12 protein-coding genes and 2 pseudogenes are annotated in these 15,702 nt (G+C 39.4%); 6 read left to right on the top strand and 8 right to left on the bottom strand.

From position 1 onward, the window contains the following. Entirely contained in the window at positions 1–864 is an 864-nt protein-coding gene (locus tag ACZ2XM_RS02945) for a DMT family transporter (RefSeq protein WP_490588323.1), read from the bottom strand. A 146-nt stretch (positions 865–1,010) separates the two neighbouring features. Here ACZ2XM_RS02945 and ACZ2XM_RS02940 point away from each other — a divergent pair, with 146 nt between their 5' ends. The 3 genes from ACZ2XM_RS02940 to ACZ2XM_RS02930 all read left to right on the top strand — a co-directional run bounded on the left by ACZ2XM_RS02940 (position 1,011) and on the right by ACZ2XM_RS02930 (position 3,270). Continuing rightward, positions 1,011–1,901: a LysR family transcriptional regulator gene (locus ACZ2XM_RS02940; RefSeq protein ID WP_490588324.1), complete on the top strand. Its 891-nt coding sequence runs from the start codon at positions 1,011–1,013 to the stop codon at positions 1,899–1,901. 495 nt (positions 1,902–2,396) lie between these two features. Beyond that, positions 2,397–2,735, top strand: coding sequence for an IS630 transposase-related protein (locus tag ACZ2XM_RS02935; protein WP_490588325.1), 339 nt, complete (start codon positions 2,397–2,399; stop codon positions 2,733–2,735). Beyond that, positions 2,674–3,270 carry an IS630 family transposase gene (locus ACZ2XM_RS02930; RefSeq protein WP_490588326.1) on the top strand — a complete coding sequence of 199 codons (597 nt, stop codon included), beginning with the start codon at positions 2,674–2,676 and terminating at the stop codon, positions 3,268–3,270. Before ACZ2XM_RS02935 ends, ACZ2XM_RS02930 begins: the two co-directional genes overlap by 62 nt. Before the next feature lie 17 nt (positions 3,271–3,287). Here the strand turns inward: ACZ2XM_RS02930 and ACZ2XM_RS02925 are convergent, their stop codons facing one another. Continuing rightward, a complete protein-coding gene (locus tag ACZ2XM_RS02925; RefSeq protein ID WP_490588327.1) occupies positions 3,288–3,986 on the bottom strand; it encodes an LrgB family protein in 699 nt (232 codons plus the stop codon). Positions 3,987–3,995: 9 nt separating this feature from the next. Beyond that, positions 3,996–4,487, bottom strand: coding sequence for a CidA/LrgA family protein (locus tag ACZ2XM_RS02920; RefSeq protein ID WP_490588328.1), 492 nt, complete (start codon positions 4,485–4,487; stop codon positions 3,996–3,998). A gap of 134 nt (positions 4,488–4,621) precedes the next feature. On the opposite strand from ACZ2XM_RS02920, the gene ACZ2XM_RS02915 reads away from it, so the two are divergent. Both ACZ2XM_RS02915 and ACZ2XM_RS02910 read left to right on the top strand, forming a co-directional pair. Beyond that, on the top strand, positions 4,622–5,512 hold the full coding sequence (locus ACZ2XM_RS02915; RefSeq protein WP_490588329.1) for a LysR family transcriptional regulator: 891 nt from the start codon (positions 4,622–4,624) through the stop codon (positions 5,510–5,512). Between the two features lie 9 nt (positions 5,513–5,521). Then, a pseudogene (locus ACZ2XM_RS02910) lies at positions 5,522–5,710 on the top strand (integrase core domain-containing protein); the annotation flags it as partial. A gap of 48 nt (positions 5,711–5,758) precedes the next feature. Here the strand turns inward: ACZ2XM_RS02910 and ACZ2XM_RS02905 are convergent. Then, positions 5,759–6,991 (bottom strand): annotated as a pseudogene (locus ACZ2XM_RS02905) (IS3 family transposase). 405 nt (positions 6,992–7,396) lie between these two features. Here ACZ2XM_RS02905 and ACZ2XM_RS02900 point away from each other — a divergent pair. Beyond that, entirely contained in the window at positions 7,397–7,963 is a 567-nt protein-coding gene (locus ACZ2XM_RS02900; protein ID WP_490588330.1) for a class I SAM-dependent methyltransferase, read from the top strand. Here ACZ2XM_RS02900 and ACZ2XM_RS02895 read toward each other — a convergent pair. From ACZ2XM_RS02895 to ACZ2XM_RS02880, 4 genes are all read right to left on the bottom strand, one after another. After that, a complete protein-coding gene (locus ACZ2XM_RS02895) occupies positions 7,948–10,824 on the bottom strand; it encodes a type I restriction endonuclease subunit R (protein ID WP_490588331.1) in 2,877 nt (958 codons plus the stop codon). The genes ACZ2XM_RS02900 and ACZ2XM_RS02895 overlap by 16 nt on opposite strands. A 9-nt stretch (positions 10,825–10,833) precedes the next feature. Beyond that, the gene (locus ACZ2XM_RS02890) at positions 10,834–12,009 is read right to left on the bottom strand and encodes a restriction endonuclease subunit S (protein ID WP_490588332.1); all 1,176 of its coding nucleotides are present in this window, start codon (positions 12,007–12,009) and stop codon (positions 10,834–10,836) included. A 65-nt stretch (positions 12,010–12,074) separates the two neighbouring features. Beyond that, positions 12,075–13,652 carry a type I restriction-modification system subunit M gene (locus tag ACZ2XM_RS02885; protein WP_490588333.1) on the bottom strand — a complete coding sequence of 526 codons (1,578 nt, stop codon included), beginning with the start codon at positions 13,650–13,652 and terminating at the stop codon, positions 12,075–12,077. 254 nt (positions 13,653–13,906) lie between these two features. Then, positions 13,907–15,262, bottom strand: a complete 1,356-nt coding sequence (locus ACZ2XM_RS02880) for a tyrosine-type recombinase/integrase (protein ID WP_490588334.1) — start codon at positions 15,260–15,262, stop codon at positions 13,907–13,909. Positions 15,263–15,702 lie beyond the last annotated feature (440 nt).

The following is a 15,702-nucleotide window of genomic DNA, read 5'->3' as shown; positions in this document are numbered from 1 at the left end:
CTACCCAGTTTTTTGTCTAAACCTCGTAGATTCGAGAGTAGCTAGCCATATCAAAGGTAGGATAATCAGCGCAGACCCTACTAACAAAGTCATATTTGGCAATTCATTAAACCATATGATTCCAACCACCACCGCCCCTATTAAACCTGAGTATTCCGCACTAGAAACTTTGTACGCTTCAATGTGTCGATACACTTGTACGCATATACCTGCATAAATCAAAATGAATACATTTGAACTGGCGGCCGTAATCAATGAGCGCCAATCAAATGGCTGTCCCTCCCAAATAGCCAAACCAAGCGCGAATGGGATGCCTAATAAATTGGTCAAAAGTAGCGTTTGATAGACAGTATGATGTTGTGGGAGTTTACGCACTAACAGATTGTTTAGCGCCATGGTTACTGCCACTATAAGGGCAAACACCGCTCCTAAATTGATCTGTTTCGGTTGTACGATAACGAGGATACCAGCAAAACCTAACATAGATACCGCTATAGTTGGAAAGGTTAATCTGTCTTTATAAAATAAAAAACCTAGCGGCAATATAAACAAAGGGGCTGCATAAAAAATAGCATTCGCAGTCGCGAGGGGCAGTGCTTGAAGAGACAGTACCATGAATATCACACCCAACAACCAAACGTGACTACGGACAAAGTGCCATTTCAGATTACTGAATAACTTGCTCTTTTTATAGATTAAACAAAATGGCAACAGCATTAAAACCGCTGTTAATTGACGAAACAGGATAAACTGATACACCGCCGTCTCAGAGGGCAAGTCCTTTATCAAGGCGTCCGAGAAGATCGCAATGATATTTCCTAGTACCAATAGCGCCATGGCAAATGCAACACTCATCTTTGGCATTCTTATCCTCCCGCCCTACTCTAAATTCAGAAACTGTTAAAACCCCAACGGGTTCATGCTGATTTAACGATCTGTCAGGCAGTATATTCAAGTAACGCTATGATGTATAATGATATAAACCATATTTAGTATTAGCTGAGGTAATAATGGATTTGCCCCCATTGCGTGCCATACAATGCTTCGAATCCGTTGCACGGCTTAACAGCTTTTCAAAAGCAGCAGAAAACCTCAATGTGACACAAAGTGCCGTGAGTCACCAAATACGCATCCTTGAGAAGTATCTTGGGGAAGCAATGTTTTACAGGCAAGGCCGGACCTTTTCGTTGACAGAAGTTGGTGAGCGTTATTTTACAGATGTGAGTCGAGCATTGGGTCTTCTTTCAGATAGTAGTCAGATTATTAAACATGGAAAACCTGGGCATATACGCTTAGCTCTGTACAGTTCAGTCGCAGTGAATTGGTTGATTCCTCGACTAGAAGACTTCTATAGACAGTATCCAGAAATAGAACTCACTTTAGATATGATTAACCATCCGTCTGATCATAGTAATCAAGTGGCCGATTGTTATATCACAGTCAATCCTCCTCCACATGCTTTCATCAGTAAGTTTTTATTTTCTGAAACTTTATATCCTGTTTGTGGTCAAAAGCTTTGGGAGAAAATAAGAGATAAACCCCTTCCTGACGCATTGTGGCGGCATCCAATATTGTCTGTGAGATATGCAGATACGAGCGAGAATACAGCGGAGGATTGGCTGCAATGGTGTAAGGCAGGCGGATTTGAATTACCAAGCGATATAAAGATAAATCATTTTAGTCATGTACTATTAGCGATAGAGGCCGCACGGTACAATCTGGGTATTACTCTTACCAATAATTATATGATGCAGAATGACGCTTATAAACAAAATATCGTTAGAGTTCCAATGCATGAATTTCTAACAGGGGATAACTTTTACTTCGTTTGCAAGGTATTAAGGAATAATCAGGATGATATTATTAAATTAAGCGAATGGCTGGAATCCCAATGTAATTAAAAAATTCTTTACCTTATTTGTTATCAAAAGATCAAATCATGATTTGTTATAGGGGTTTGAAATAATGATTTAGAAAATCCCGATCAACAATTCATAAAGACTCATAACCTCAATAAATAATCATTTATTTTATCTGATCTTAAATAAGATAAGTTAAGTTAAGTTAAGTTAATAGGTTGAAATTTAAAAGGAATAAAGCTCATCATATTTAGTCATTATTAGTAATATTTACAAAGAAGAAACTCGCTAAACCTTAAACTGCAGAATAAGTTTATTTTCAACTAGAGCATATGTAATGATATAGTCAGTTTAATATAAAATTGATACAGCCCATATCATGAAATAGCTTAGGCAGATTATTTTCCATCCATCCTTGGCGTAGAAACTTCACCTGAGCCCATTTTTTCTCGATAGGGTTAAAATCAGGGCTATAGTCACCTGACCATAAAAGTGTTATAAAATAAATCAACTAAACAATTATCAGTATAAACGACCATGACTTACTCCCTAGACTATTGCAAACAAGTTCTGAAAAGCTTAGATGAGGGCATGACCTTTGCTGAAGCTGCTGTTTTCTATGATATCAGTCCAACGACCATCCAGAAGTGGAAAAAGCGTATTCATAGCAAAATCACTCGAGACATCAAGCCCTACAAAATAGAGGATGAAGCCTTAGCTCAAGATGTTAAGGATTACCCTGACGATTACCATTATAAGCGAGCCCAGCGTTTCAGATGTAGCCCAACAGGTATTAGTAAAGCCTTAAAGCGTATTGGTATTAGCAAAAAAAAAGACACTAGAACATCCAAAGGCTTGTCCGATAAAAAGAGCTAAGTATCTCAATCATTTGAGTATTTATATGACTCAGGGTTATCCCATTGTTTATATGGATGAAAGTGGCTTTGAGCATGACACTATCAGGCCTTATGGCTATGCACCGGTAGGCAAACCTTGTATCGATCGCTACAACTGGCAAGGTAAAAAACGTACCAACGTCATTGGTGCCCTGTACGAAAGAGTACTATTTGCACTTGATTACTTCGAGAAAAATATCAATGGAGATGTATTCTATAACTGGTGCAAGTACACCCTAATACCAAGCCTAAAAACCAAGTGCGTAATCGTAATGGATAATGCAAGCTTTCATAAACGCGTGCAAAAGCTGCTTAATAGACACGGCCATCGCTTGTTATTTTTACCACCGTACAGCCCTGATCTAAATCCCATTGAGAAGAAGTGGGCACAAGCTAAATTTCTACGCCAAGGCTGGATGGAGAATGATTTATCTAAATTGTTTTATAATATTTGTCCAAGGCATAACAATTTTATTTTGAACGACTATATCATATCTATTCTTAATATGGATTAGGGTCTATATATATTTGTTTAAACTTGCCCAAATAACATTACGCCATGTATTAATGAAGGACCTAAGAATATCATAAATAATCCCGCTAAAATCATTGTTAAACTGGCTATAACGCCCTCGTCCTCATTGCGCTGACTTGCCCGGGCCGTACCAAAACCGTGTGATGCATTACCAAATGCGATTCCATTTGCAAGATGGGAGCGAATACGAAAAAAAGTCAAGATCATATCCCCTAAAATCATTCCCACCATCCCTGTAATCAAAGTAAACAATGAAACTAAAGAGGAAGAGCCATGAATTTTTTCAGATAAGTCTAACGCAAATGGTGTCGATATTGAACGGGCCATCAAGCTATAGGTCAAGGTCTTATCAAAATGAAACAAACCAGCGAATATATATATGCTTAAGACCCCCACCACCATCCCGACAGTTATGGAAGCGGTCAAAGCCAAAGCATGTTGACGTATTAAACGACGATACTCATAAATAGGTATAGCAAACGCAACCGTTGCGGGGGCAAGTAACTGCACAATCCAAGCTGTATCCTTCCAATAAGTATCATAAGAGATATTAAAAATAATCATTAATGAAAGCGTTACTACTGGAACCGTGATAGCAGGGTTTAGCCAAGATTTTCGATAACGCACATAGATTACTCTAGCCACATAATAGGCAGCTAATGTCCAAATGAGACAAAGGATTGACCAAGTATTCATCGCAAATCCTCACGCATTATTATCATTTTTTAGGTTCAATTGGGCTTTATGAGTCTGATGACGATACAATCTACGTTGCAAACGGCGCCCCATGATAAAAGTTAATGCTGAGCTTAACATCACCATCGCGGTACTCAAGATAATTGTCAGCATTAATTGCCATCCTTTACTGACAAACAGCGCCTTATATTGAAGTATTGACATCATAAGCGGGATAAACATTAATACTAATTCACCCAAAACAAATTTTGCACCCAGTCTGACCCAGTTAACCTTAATAGCACCACTCATTAATAATATCAGCATTAAAAACACTCCTAAAACGCCTGAGGATACGGGTAAATGCAATAATTCAACCAATATCTCAGCGCAATACCAGACAGCTGCGATAATAGAGCATTGCATAAGGACATGAAGCCATGATTGGCGATAGAACTGTCGAAGTGTAAGTTTTTTTTCATCTACAAAAGATAGGGATAAGCGAATATTAGGATTACGCATAATAATTGTTGTTTGTTGATTAGAGACTACTATTATAAAAATACCATAGTCATAAATTATGAATTATATTTTTATTTTTATTCCCAATTTCTATAATAAATTTCATTATCCTTCCTAACCATGGTTTATTATTTATGATAACTTTGAAACAATTACGCTGCTTTGTGACAGTTGTAAAAACAGGTGGGTTTCTTCAAGCCAGTATTCAACTCAATTTAACCCAACCCACCGTTACCAAATCTATTAGTAATCTTGAAGAATATTTAGGTGTAGCTCTGTTTGATAAGCCTTTGACTCATAGAAAAAAGCGGCTAGTTAATTTAACGGAAATTGGCGAACACCTCTATATTCAAGCAGTTGATATCTTACAAAAGGCAGATAATCTTGAACAAACAGTAGTAGATTATCAGCAATTAATAGGTGGTAAATTGCGTTTGGGGATTTCACCGTTAGGCAGTGAAATACTAAGCAAAGGTATTTTTAACTTTTACCAAATGCATCCTAGTATAGAAACTTCACTTATCGAAGATGGTGCTGAGTCACTTAAGCAGGCCCTTCTAGAGGGGCAACTTGATGTGGCAACATTGATGAAGCCGATTGACGATGATTTTGACTACTTGTCAATATGTTGCTATCCAGTGGTGGTCGTAGCAAATACAAACCGTATGGGTAAGCAAAAAACCAAGGTAACACTTAAGTCACTATCAAATGCACCCCTAATTTTATTTACCTCTAATTCATCATTTACTCCGATGATTATAGAAAACTGTCAATCACTAGGTTTTGAACCTAATATTATTTGCCAAACCAATCAGTGGCACTTGCTTCTTGACATGGTAAAACTGGATATGGGCGTGACTCTTTTGCCTCAATATTATACTCAAAAGTTGGATTTAACAGGATTAGTCTGCTTGCCACTAACTCAACCTCAGTTAAAATGGGAGCTTGTCATGGCTTGGCGCCGTCATCGCTTGCTTACACCAAGTATGCAAGCTTGGCTTGATAACATAAGAAAAAATATATAACTAGGCCTTGATAATGCTTTGGCTGAAACAGGGCATAGGTTATACAAAACAGAGGTGATTGAGTATTTGAAAGCAGATTTGCAAGGTTTAGCGAATGTACGACTTGCGACATTGAATTGGGTAGATCGGTTCAATAAAAAGCGTATACACAGTGCATTGGGCTATGTATCGCCTTCTGAGTTTGAGAGCCTTTCCTAAAATGACCCCTGCCGTCAAATCCGTACAGTTAAACTTGGGATATTTTAATTACGCAGCCTGACGATAAAAGTCAAACCATAGCTGTCTTGGCGATTTATAGCCCAAGCCTTTTTGAATCCTAGTCTGATTATAATACAACTCAATATATCCAATGATATCGTTGATGGCGGCAAATCTGGTTTTATAGTTCTGGTGATACACTAGCTCATTCTTCAACACGCCCCAGAAGCTTTCTATCGGAGCGTTATCAAAGCAGTTACCCTTACCACTCATCGAGCCTGTAAACTGATGCTGTTTGATAATCTTGTGGTAGGCATGGCTACAGTACTGACTGCCTCTGTCAGAGTGAACTATTAGCTCTTTGCTGGGCCGTTTGTTCTTGATGGCCATGTTCAATGCTTTGCATACTAGATCAGCGGTCATACGTTTGTTAATGGCATAGCCAACCAGCTCTTTAGTGTATAAGTCTTTAACCCCTGCTAAGTACAGCCAACCCTCATTTGTCCAGATATAGGTGATGTCACTGACCCAAGACTCATTAGGACGCTTAGCATCAAACTGCTGATCCAACACGTTTGGATAAACAATTTTATTATGGTTTGAGTCTGTAGTGACTTTAAAGCGTTTGTGGCGACGGCATTTGATGCCATGTTCTTCTTTGATACGTCTGACCATGTACAAGCTAATATCATGGCCTTGCTCTATGAGCTTTGCATGCAGTCGCTCAACACCATAGCGCTCACGAGTTTCACTGTGAGCAGCTCTAACCAGTAGCTCAGACTGATTACGATGTATCTGTTGGTCACTAATATCACGACTCAGCCAGTCGTAATAACTTGATGGCTTAACACTTAGCACACGGCACATAGTGGTGATGCTAAAGAAGCGCTGGCTATCTTTGATAAAGGCGTACCTGACTAACTGTCACTTCGGGCAGAGCCCTTCGCCTTGCGTCGTTAAAACAGTCTCCCAGACTGTTTTTTAACGCTCCTCATTTGCAAAGTACGCCGTGGCCTTTTTTAGGATCTCTCGCTCCTCTTCGGCAACTTTAAGTTGTCGCTTGAGCTACTTTATTTCTTGAAGAGCCGTCATAAGATCAGGATCATATTGAGCTGTTCCTGCAAGTTTGCCTTGATTAGCTTTGTTGTTCCAGTTCGATAAGGTTTGCATGGCGATAACAAGCTGCTTTGCGGTCGCTGAAATATTGCCGTTGTTGTCTGATATCTTCTTGACGGCTTCGGCTTTGAATTCTTAACTATAAGTTCTAATTTTCTTGACCATGATAAACTCCGATTAATACGCTTAATTTACCAAGTTTATTTGTACGGTTTCTTCAGCATAACTCAAACATTTTTCTTCCCATTCCTTAATGTGCAAGACAGACTATAAATTGGACTTAGATGAGATATGGAATCTCGTATTAGCTTGCAAAGAATGCAACGGCAAAGGTGAAAAGTCACACCATATGCCAGCTAAAATATTTTTACAAAAACTTGCTCATCGTAATGAGTATCTAGTAGAAAGTAATCTGCCTATTAGAGAAACTATTATTGAGATATGTGGCAAGACCTTACAAGCTAGAAAGAGTTTTCTAAATAAGCGCTACGAAGTCTGCAAGGATATAAATAGAGGTCACTTTGAATGGTCACCTAAATTCATACATGCTCCTGACTTTTGAGGATATCAATGAATGACAAACAGACCTTAGACTACTATGACGCTCACGCAGAAGCTTACTTTAAGCAGACTTACTCAGTAGGCTTCTCTGATATCTACGAGAAATTTATAAATGAGTTACCGAATATACCACAACAAACCATACCAGACGTAGGATGTGGCAGCGGTAGAGATAGCATTCATTTTGCACAGAAAGGTTTTAAAGTAACGGCTATAGATGGCAGTCCAGCATTGCTTGGTCTGGCTAAGGAAAGTACTGACCATGCGATCGAATGGAAGCAAATACTATTTGAAGATATTTCTAAGCAAAACTGGAAAAACCAGTTTAGTGGGATATGGGCTTGTGCTTCATTGCTACACGTTCCATTCGCTGAGCTGTCTTCTATAGTAACCGCCCTCTCCTACTGCTTAAAACCAGAAGGTGTAATGTACCTGTCCTTTAAGTACGGCAATAGCGAGCGAGTAGATGGCGATAGGTTCTTTTGTGATCTTAATGAGCGTCGTATAGACAAGCTGTTAAATGAAGTATCTAAGCAAAATCTCATATCAATTTTACTCTATCAAAAATCAGTGTAAAACTTCTGTATAAACTGCCTAGTTTTATTAATAAGAGAATTATGTAAATTATTACGTTCAAACAATTTAACCTTATAGTTTGGTAGCTCTTGTATCTCGAGGCGGCTCGGTAGTCGTTTATTCGCCTCATAGGTTTTTAAGATACCATGCATCACATCAGCCTTTAGGTTGTCTTGTTCACACAACTTCTGATAAGCACTCTCTTTTTCAACTTCCCAGAAATTGGCAAAGGCTTTTTCAACGGTCTGGCCGTTTGGCATTTTAGGCATTTGCTCTTTTATGAATTTGTCGATCAGTTCTTGTTTGTCATGAAAGGCGGGTTCATTCATCAACAAGTCATATACTTGAGCTTGATAGCGTGCTGCTCCCTCATCGTCTCCAGTACCTTGTTGTTTTTTGGCTTGCCTTAATAACTCAATAATATAACTGACATTAATGCGATCGCTGTGTAGCATCTCAATCTGAAAGTTAATATCTCCTAGCACAGAGGTTTTATCTTCACTGCCGCTATTCTGTATACGAATTTGGCGATATAGATCGATGTACTTGCTGGCAAAATTAGCAAAGTCTTCTCTGCCAAGGTCGGTGCTTGCTTGGCTATAATCTACAAAAGTATTGAGCTGCTCGTTATAGCGCATCACTTCACGAAAGGCTTTGATGAACTCTAGCTGGTCATCTTCTGTCTCTAAATCATCAACAGATTTATAGTCGGGGCAAAGATCCAAAAGCTTCTTAGCAGCTTGGTTGTACTCTTTTTCCAGCGTTTGCATACTAGGAATAACGGCGATATCTTTGGCTTCTTTGTTGGCAAATAGTGCCAAGGCATCGTCTGTGGCTTGCTTTAGGTTGCGAAAGCAGACAATGTTACCAAAGGGCTTTTTGTCGTTATAAATACGGTTGGTGCGTGAGAACGCTTGAACCAAACCGTGATACTTTAGGTTTTTATCCACGTACAAGGTGTTTAATGTCTTAGCGTCAAAGCCTGTTAAGAACATATTCACCACGATAAGAAGATCGATTTTCTGCTGCTTCACTTTGGTTGCAATATCACGGTAGTAAGGGTAATAGCCCTTACCTGAGTCAAAGTTTGTCTCAAAGGTTTCGTTGTATTGGCCGATATAGCGATCTAGTTTGTCACGGCTAGATTCGTCTATCTGCGTTGTCTTATCAAAACTTGATTCTTCAATCAATCCGTTTTGGGCAAAGCTAGCGTCCGTCGCTTCATTGGCTGCATAAGAAAAAATGGTGGCTATCTTAAGCGGCTGAAACGTGGGGTCGTCTGCTTGTTTCTGCACCTGTAGCCGTTCAAAAGCATCATAGTACTGGGTAAGCATATCAACGGAGCTGACACAAAATATGGCGTTAAAGATGCGGCGCTTGGTCTTAATGTTGTGACGATCAATGATGTACTTAGCAATGTCTTCAATGCGTTTAGGGTTGTTATACATCTCCTGAGTGTCGATAGCGGTAACTTGTTCTTTAGTTGTCTCGTCAGTCTTAGTAAACTTGCCGACATAATCAATTTGAAAAGGTAGGACGTTTCTATCACGAATGGCATCAACGATAGTGTAGCGGTGCAAACACTCATCGAATAAGTAGCTAGTAGTGAGTTTCAACCCTGCTTTATTGTGAGCGTTCTCAATTAAGATAGGCGTACCTGTGAAGCCAAACATCTGTGCCTTTTGGAAAAAGCGCTTAATGTTGCGGTGGGTCTCACCAAATTGGCTACGATGGCACTCATCAAAGATAAAGACGACTTTTTTGTCTTGTAGGTAGCTGATTTTTTCCTGATGACGTTCAGATTTTATCGCACGATTCAGCTTTTGAATGGTGGTGACGATAAGCTTTTCATGGGTTTCGCCCAACTGCTTGACTAGGTTTTTAGTGTTGGTGGTACTGTCTACGCTACCGTCTTTATAGGCGTTAAACTCATTGGCTGTTTGAGTATCTAAGTCGTTTCTATCGACTACAAACACCACTTTTTCGACATCAGGTAGCTGCATGATGATTTGACTGGCTTTAAATGAGGTCAGCGTCTTACCTGAACCTGTCGTATGCCAAATATAGCCATTTTTGTTTGAGTTGGTCGCACGTTCAATTAGGCGTTTGGTTGCATGGACTTGATAGGGTCTTAGCACCATCATCGTTTTTGAGGATTCATAGAGTACGATGAACTGCGCGATCATCTCGTTCAAATGGCTGCGCTGCAAAAACACCTTGGTGAAATCAACAACCTCATTGATGGGCTTATTCTCAATATCTGCCCACGGAAAGGTAAAGTTAAAATGCTGTGTGCCTTTGGCGTAGTAGCGTGTGTTCGCACCATTACTGATCACAAACAACTGAATGAACTCAAACAAGCCATGACCTGCCTTGTAAGCGTCCTTTGAATAGCGCATCGTCTGATGGAAAGCTTCGGCAATCTCGATACCCCCACGTCTTTTAAGCTCGACTTGCACCAATGGTAGGCCATTCACCAAGATAGTCACGTCAAAGCGGCTGGTGCGCACATTTTGGCTACTGTGATCAACCATGATCTGATTGCTGAGCTGCCAAATATTATCATCGGCATTTGGCCAAAAAAACTGAATGTGGCGTGAGCTACCATCATCGAACCTAATATTGAACTTATCACGCAGCTTTTTAGCACGCTCAAAGCTCGTACCACTCTCCAAGTGACTGATGACTTGCTTCCATTCATCATTAGATAGCGGCTGACTCAAGCCGTTAGCACGGACAATCTGCTTCTTTAGATTAGCAATTAGCGCCGCTTCATTGGGAATGGTGACACGCTCATAGCCCAAGTTCTCTATTTGAGTCATTAGGCTGTCTTCAAGTTGGTACTCACTTTGATCGCTCATCAAGAAATCCTATACGAACATCTGTTGTAACAAGCCTTTTTTCCATAATTGGGCTTGGTCGATTTGCGCGGCAACATTATCTATTTTTTGGTCGATGGCAGATAAGAAGTTGGCGATTTTGATTTGTTCTTCTACATTAGATGGAATGTAAATTGGGATTTTGGCCATTATATTATTCATCAATTTAGGATTTCCAACATAAGAAACATACTTACGAGATATTGAATCTAAGATGGCTGCGATACAAGCATTCGCGTAACCTTTATCACTTATTAAAACGCCGCAAACGTTTGTACAGTAAAATTTTCCTTTTCTGAAATTCACGTCTCCAGCATTGGCACCATCAGTAGTCCAAGTTATAGAGTCTTCAAACAAATAATCAGAATAAAATCCCATTAGTCCATTTTGCTTTGTCTGCGAACTGAATACTGGATATTTAAATATAGTATCTGATTCAGGTTCGGTTTTAGATGTAGCTAAAACTTTGCCCCTAGTAACTGTAAATACGTCTTCAATCTTTACCTCTACCCAATCTTCAAAATCATTACCATCATCCGCTTTAAAGCGTAGTTTTTGGCTAAATAGCTGCTGCATCATGCCTTTTTTGTATTCGCTAAGCAGCTCGTGCTCTTGGGTAAGTTGAGCGATTTTATCATCAACTGCTGAGAAGAAAGAGACGATTTTGGTTTGTTCATCCTGTTCGGGGCAGTAAATCTCTAAACCCTGTAAGTCAGAAGTATCTAATTTCCCTGCGCCAATTCCTGTTGATGTAACTTTGTTTTGAATAACATTTTCTTTAGATAACAACCATTGAAATAGATAATCTGCAACTAATGGCTCTTTAGGTATAATAGATTTCACATCTTGATTAAAAGCTACATCCCTTAAAGCTATCCCTATTGGGATTCTTTTAAAAAGCATACTTCCACGAACTAAAATAAGTATCGAGTTTTTTGGAGCTAGCTTGGAGCCTTTTTTTAGTCCTAAATCAGTGATATTTACTTCTGATTTGTATATTTTTCTCGTATGCATAGAGGCGCCGCTAATAAGCGGAATATCTCCTTCCCAGTATTTCTCAACATTTTTTGCGGGTGTACCACCTGAAGCCCATGAAGTTAATTCAACAATTTTTAACTTTTTCAAATAATTATGAAACTCTTTAAATCGCAGTTTAGGTATAGCCATTACATCGTATCCTTGCCTTTTAGAGCCAATAAATCTATATATAAAATAGGTAGTAACTCTACCAATCAAACAAAAGGCGATGTAATGCCAAGCTCAGTACAAAAACCCTCAATTAAAGTATCAGTTTTAAGGCTATCTTTCTTCAAAATCTGCAATGCCTCAGCAACAGCTTCTAAATTTACTTCTTCTTCAGCTTCAAACACGTCTACATAGCGCGGAATGTTAAGATTGTAGTCATTATCGCTAACTTCCTTTAAAGTAGCCACATGGGCAAATTTATCGCTATTTTGGCGCGTCTTGTAAGCGGTAAGGATAGCTTCAATATGCTCAGGCAGCAGTGCGTTTTGATTGCCTTGCTTCTCAAACCCTTTACTGGCGTCAATGAACAAAACATCTTTGTTGTGCTTACGATTCTTTTTAAACACCAGAACACTAGTTGGAATACTGGTACCGTAGAAAATATTGGCAGGTAGACCAATAACTGCATCAAGAACATTCATGTTTTTAATAAGGTATTCACGAATCACACCTTCACTAGATCCGCGAAAAAGCACCCCATGCGGCAATACTACTGCCATTGTGCCGTTATCTTCTAAGTGATGTAGCATGTGCTGCACAAAGGCCATATCTGCCTTAGTTTTTGGTGCAAGCTTGCCGTAATCTGAAAAGCGCTCGTCTTGCAATAATAGTGGGTCAGCCGACCAATTAGCAGAAAACGGCGGGTTCGCTACAATCGCATTAAAACGCTTGCCTAAATGTTGTGGACGCTTAAGCGTATCTTCTTGCTTGATATCAAACTTGGCAAAATGAACATTGTGCAAAATCATATTCATACGCGCTAAGTTGTATGTGGTACGGTTCATCTCTTGACCGTAAATCATATCCACATCATCAGCCTCACGCTTTACACGCAATAGCAAAGAGCCTGATCCACAGGTGGGATCATAAACTGAACCTAAAGTAGCATTGTCTTGTGTGACAATCTTAGCAAGCAACGTTGAGACCATCTGCGGAGTATAAAACTCCCCTGCTTTTTTACCTGCACCACTGGCAAACTCACCAATTAGATACTCATAAGCATCGCCTAATACATCGCTTTCAGTATTGCTCAAGTCAAAATCAATAGCATCCAAATGACTCAGAACTTTAGTAATCATTTCATTACGATCATCAGGACTGTTGCCGATCTTAGTTGAATTCAAATCGATATCTTCAAACAAGTCAGCAAAATCCTCTTCAGAATCTTCCCCTAATGTCCCTTGTTCAATAGCTTTGAGCGTGGCCGCTAAGTCATCAAGGATAAAGTTATCTTTTTGCTTACCACGTTTTGCTAATTGATGAAATAATTGGTTAGGTGCGAGTGCATAGCCAATCTCTTCAATAGCATTTTTCTGGACTTCTTCGATATAAGGAATATGCTCAGGGTTCTCGAAATCAAACTTCGCAAAATCATTAAAACCTTCATCCTCTCCAGCCAAGATGTTGTCATTAGCATAGCGTACGAACTTTTCTGACAAATATTTATAGAAGATGAACCCTAAGATGTAATCACGAAACTCATCAGCACCGATTTTTCCGCGTAGATCGTTGGCGATATTCCAAAGCTGCTTTTTTAGTTGTTGAAGTTGTTGTGATTGATTCATAATTTTCCTATATATATTTAAATGTATTAAGATTCAGTTCGCAATTTAGGGTTTATAGTAGCTGCTACTATTAAAATAGTTTAGTGTTGTATGACATATCATTCAAAATAATATTCTAGTGTCTGTCAGAAACTCTATCAACTTCTGTTTAACTACATCATCCTATCTTCTTTATTATTTGATAACAGCGCTGATTAAAAAGCAGTTTTATTGAAAATTTTTCAAAAGTAATTGATAATTTCTAGTATGATTATTTACCCTTTAATCATCTTAAGTACCGTATCCTCTCCCAACTGAGCTATCAACGCTTGCAGCTGGACAGTAGGATCGGTATGCGCTTGAGCGTTGGCCTTAAATCTTTCAGTGCTCTTCCCTTCTCTGAGCGCGTCTAGGTAGTCCGCCCACTTCTGCATCATCTCCGCACGATCATCAATGAACTCAAATCGTCCGTATGCCGTTCCATTAGGATCTTTAGTAGTATGACCTAAAGCCATCTCTACCAGCACCAGAGGGTACTTTAACTGCTCTTGGAGGATGGTCTTTGCAGTAGCTCTAAAGCCATGAACACAATGTATGTTTTGATAGCCTAAATCTTTAAGACGATTATTGGCTGTCGCATCTGAAATAATCTGATGCTTTTTTGCAGTGGCACTATAGAACACATATTCCGTATGCCCGTTAATCTTATACTGCTCACGTAGGAGAGCTACAGCTTGGCTTGGCAATGGTACTACCATCTCTCTAACCATGTTTTCTTTACCCTGCCCCTTCAAGGGCTTTAGCTGCCATCTGCCTGCCTCTAAATCTAGATCACTCCATCTAGCTCTTCTTAAGTCACCATTACGCACAAATAGTAAGGCTAAGAGTTTAAGTGAATTTACAGTATTTAAATCACCTTCCAAGGTATCGATAGCCCTTAGTAATTTAGCTAAACCTTTAGGTTTAGTAACGGCTGGACGGTGACCATAGCTCGACTTAGCCAATTGGCTTTTAATTAGAGCAGCCGGGTTGGTATTACAAAACCCCCTCGCTCCAGCGTAAGTAAAGATATCACTAGCAATACCTGCACAGCGTTCTGCCTTATCAGTAGGCTTACCCTTCTTATTGAGAGAGTTGGCTTGAATATCTAATAATACTTCTAGCATTCTTGGAGAGTCGATACTATCAATAGGCTCCTGACCGATATACGAACAAAGTAGCTCTAGACGACCTTTTTTGCGAATAAGGGTATTAGACTTTTGCGACTGATCGAGTGTATTGAATTGCTGCCAAGCGAAGTGCTCAAAAGTATTATTAGATTTACTAATAATACTTTTCTTAATTTCTTCACGGTAGTTTTTTGGGTCAATAGACTTACTAAGTAGATCCTCATACTCTCGCCAAATTTCACAGACGCGAGCAAAGGAGACGTTTGGGTAAACGCCTAAAGATAGCCTTCGGCTTTTGGAATTAATAGGAGAGACATAACGATACAACCAAGACTTTGTGTTGTTTGGTCTGATCATGAGATAAAGTTTGGGATAGTTTTTGACAGAGACTAAGTATTCTTTATCTTCTGCTTTATGACTGCTAATGCTTCTGTCAGAAGTAATATGTTTGTGCGAGCCCATGCCAATCCCCTTAATGTACATTCCAATACTGGTGTACATCAGAGTGTACACGAGACGCAAGGATTGGGATAGATAGTACAGGACAGTATGGGATAGCAGATACAGGGAAGCCCCTGATATCAGGGGCTTTCTCTATCCTATAAGATAGTATAGGACTATGTAATGGTACCCGGAGCCGGACTTGAACCGGCACGCTATTACTAGCGAGGGATTTTAAATCCCTTAACCGTGACCAACAAACAACAATAAGGAGCAACGACAAACGACAACTAGCAATTAAAACCCTTATAAATCAAGGCTTTATATTTAGACAAACAACAATGAGCAACAATCAGCAATATCTAAAAACGCTTGACAATATTTCTCTCGTATCAAAAAAGTATCAAACATCAAGACAACAACTAGCAACAAGGCTTAAAACTACTCTTAAGGCTGTGCGC

Source organism: Psychrobacter sp. CoH-33_TS_01, assembly GCF_058189395.1.
Note: the sequence above shows the minus strand (reverse complement) of the source record. Positions and strands in the feature narration are given on the sequence as shown.

Bases quoted from the DNA above. Each gene is read 5' to 3' on its own strand.
- ACZ2XM_RS02945 (WP_490588323.1), bottom strand. From the start codon at position 864: ATGCCAAAGATGAGTGTTGCATTTGCCATGGCGCTATTGGTACTAGGA.
- ACZ2XM_RS02940 (WP_490588324.1), top strand. From the start codon at position 1,011: ATGGATTTGCCCCCATTGCGTGCCATACAATGCTTCGAATCCGTTGCA.
- ACZ2XM_RS02935 (WP_490588325.1), top strand. From the start codon at position 2,397: ATGACTTACTCCCTAGACTATTGCAAACAAGTTCTGAAAAGCTTAGAT.
- ACZ2XM_RS02925 (WP_490588327.1), bottom strand. From the start codon at position 3,986: ATGAATACTTGGTCAATCCTTTGTCTCATTTGGACATTAGCTGCCTAT.
- ACZ2XM_RS02920 (WP_490588328.1), bottom strand. From the start codon at position 4,487: ATGCGTAATCCTAATATTCGCTTATCCCTATCTTTTGTAGATGAAAAA.
- ACZ2XM_RS02915 (WP_490588329.1), top strand. From the start codon at position 4,622: ATGATAACTTTGAAACAATTACGCTGCTTTGTGACAGTTGTAAAAACA.
- ACZ2XM_RS02900 (WP_490588330.1), top strand. From the start codon at position 7,397: ATGAATGACAAACAGACCTTAGACTACTATGACGCTCACGCAGAAGCT.
- ACZ2XM_RS02895 (WP_490588331.1), bottom strand. From the start codon at position 10,824: ATGAGCGATCAAAGTGAGTACCAACTTGAAGACAGCCTAATGACTCAA.
- ACZ2XM_RS02890 (WP_490588332.1), bottom strand. From the start codon at position 12,009: ATGGCTATACCTAAACTGCGATTTAAAGAGTTTCATAATTATTTGAAA.
- ACZ2XM_RS02885 (WP_490588333.1), bottom strand. From the start codon at position 13,652: ATGAATCAATCACAACAACTTCAACAACTAAAAAAGCAGCTTTGGAAT.
- ACZ2XM_RS02880 (WP_490588334.1), bottom strand. From the start codon at position 15,262: ATGGGCTCGCACAAACATATTACTTCTGACAGAAGCATTAGCAGTCAT.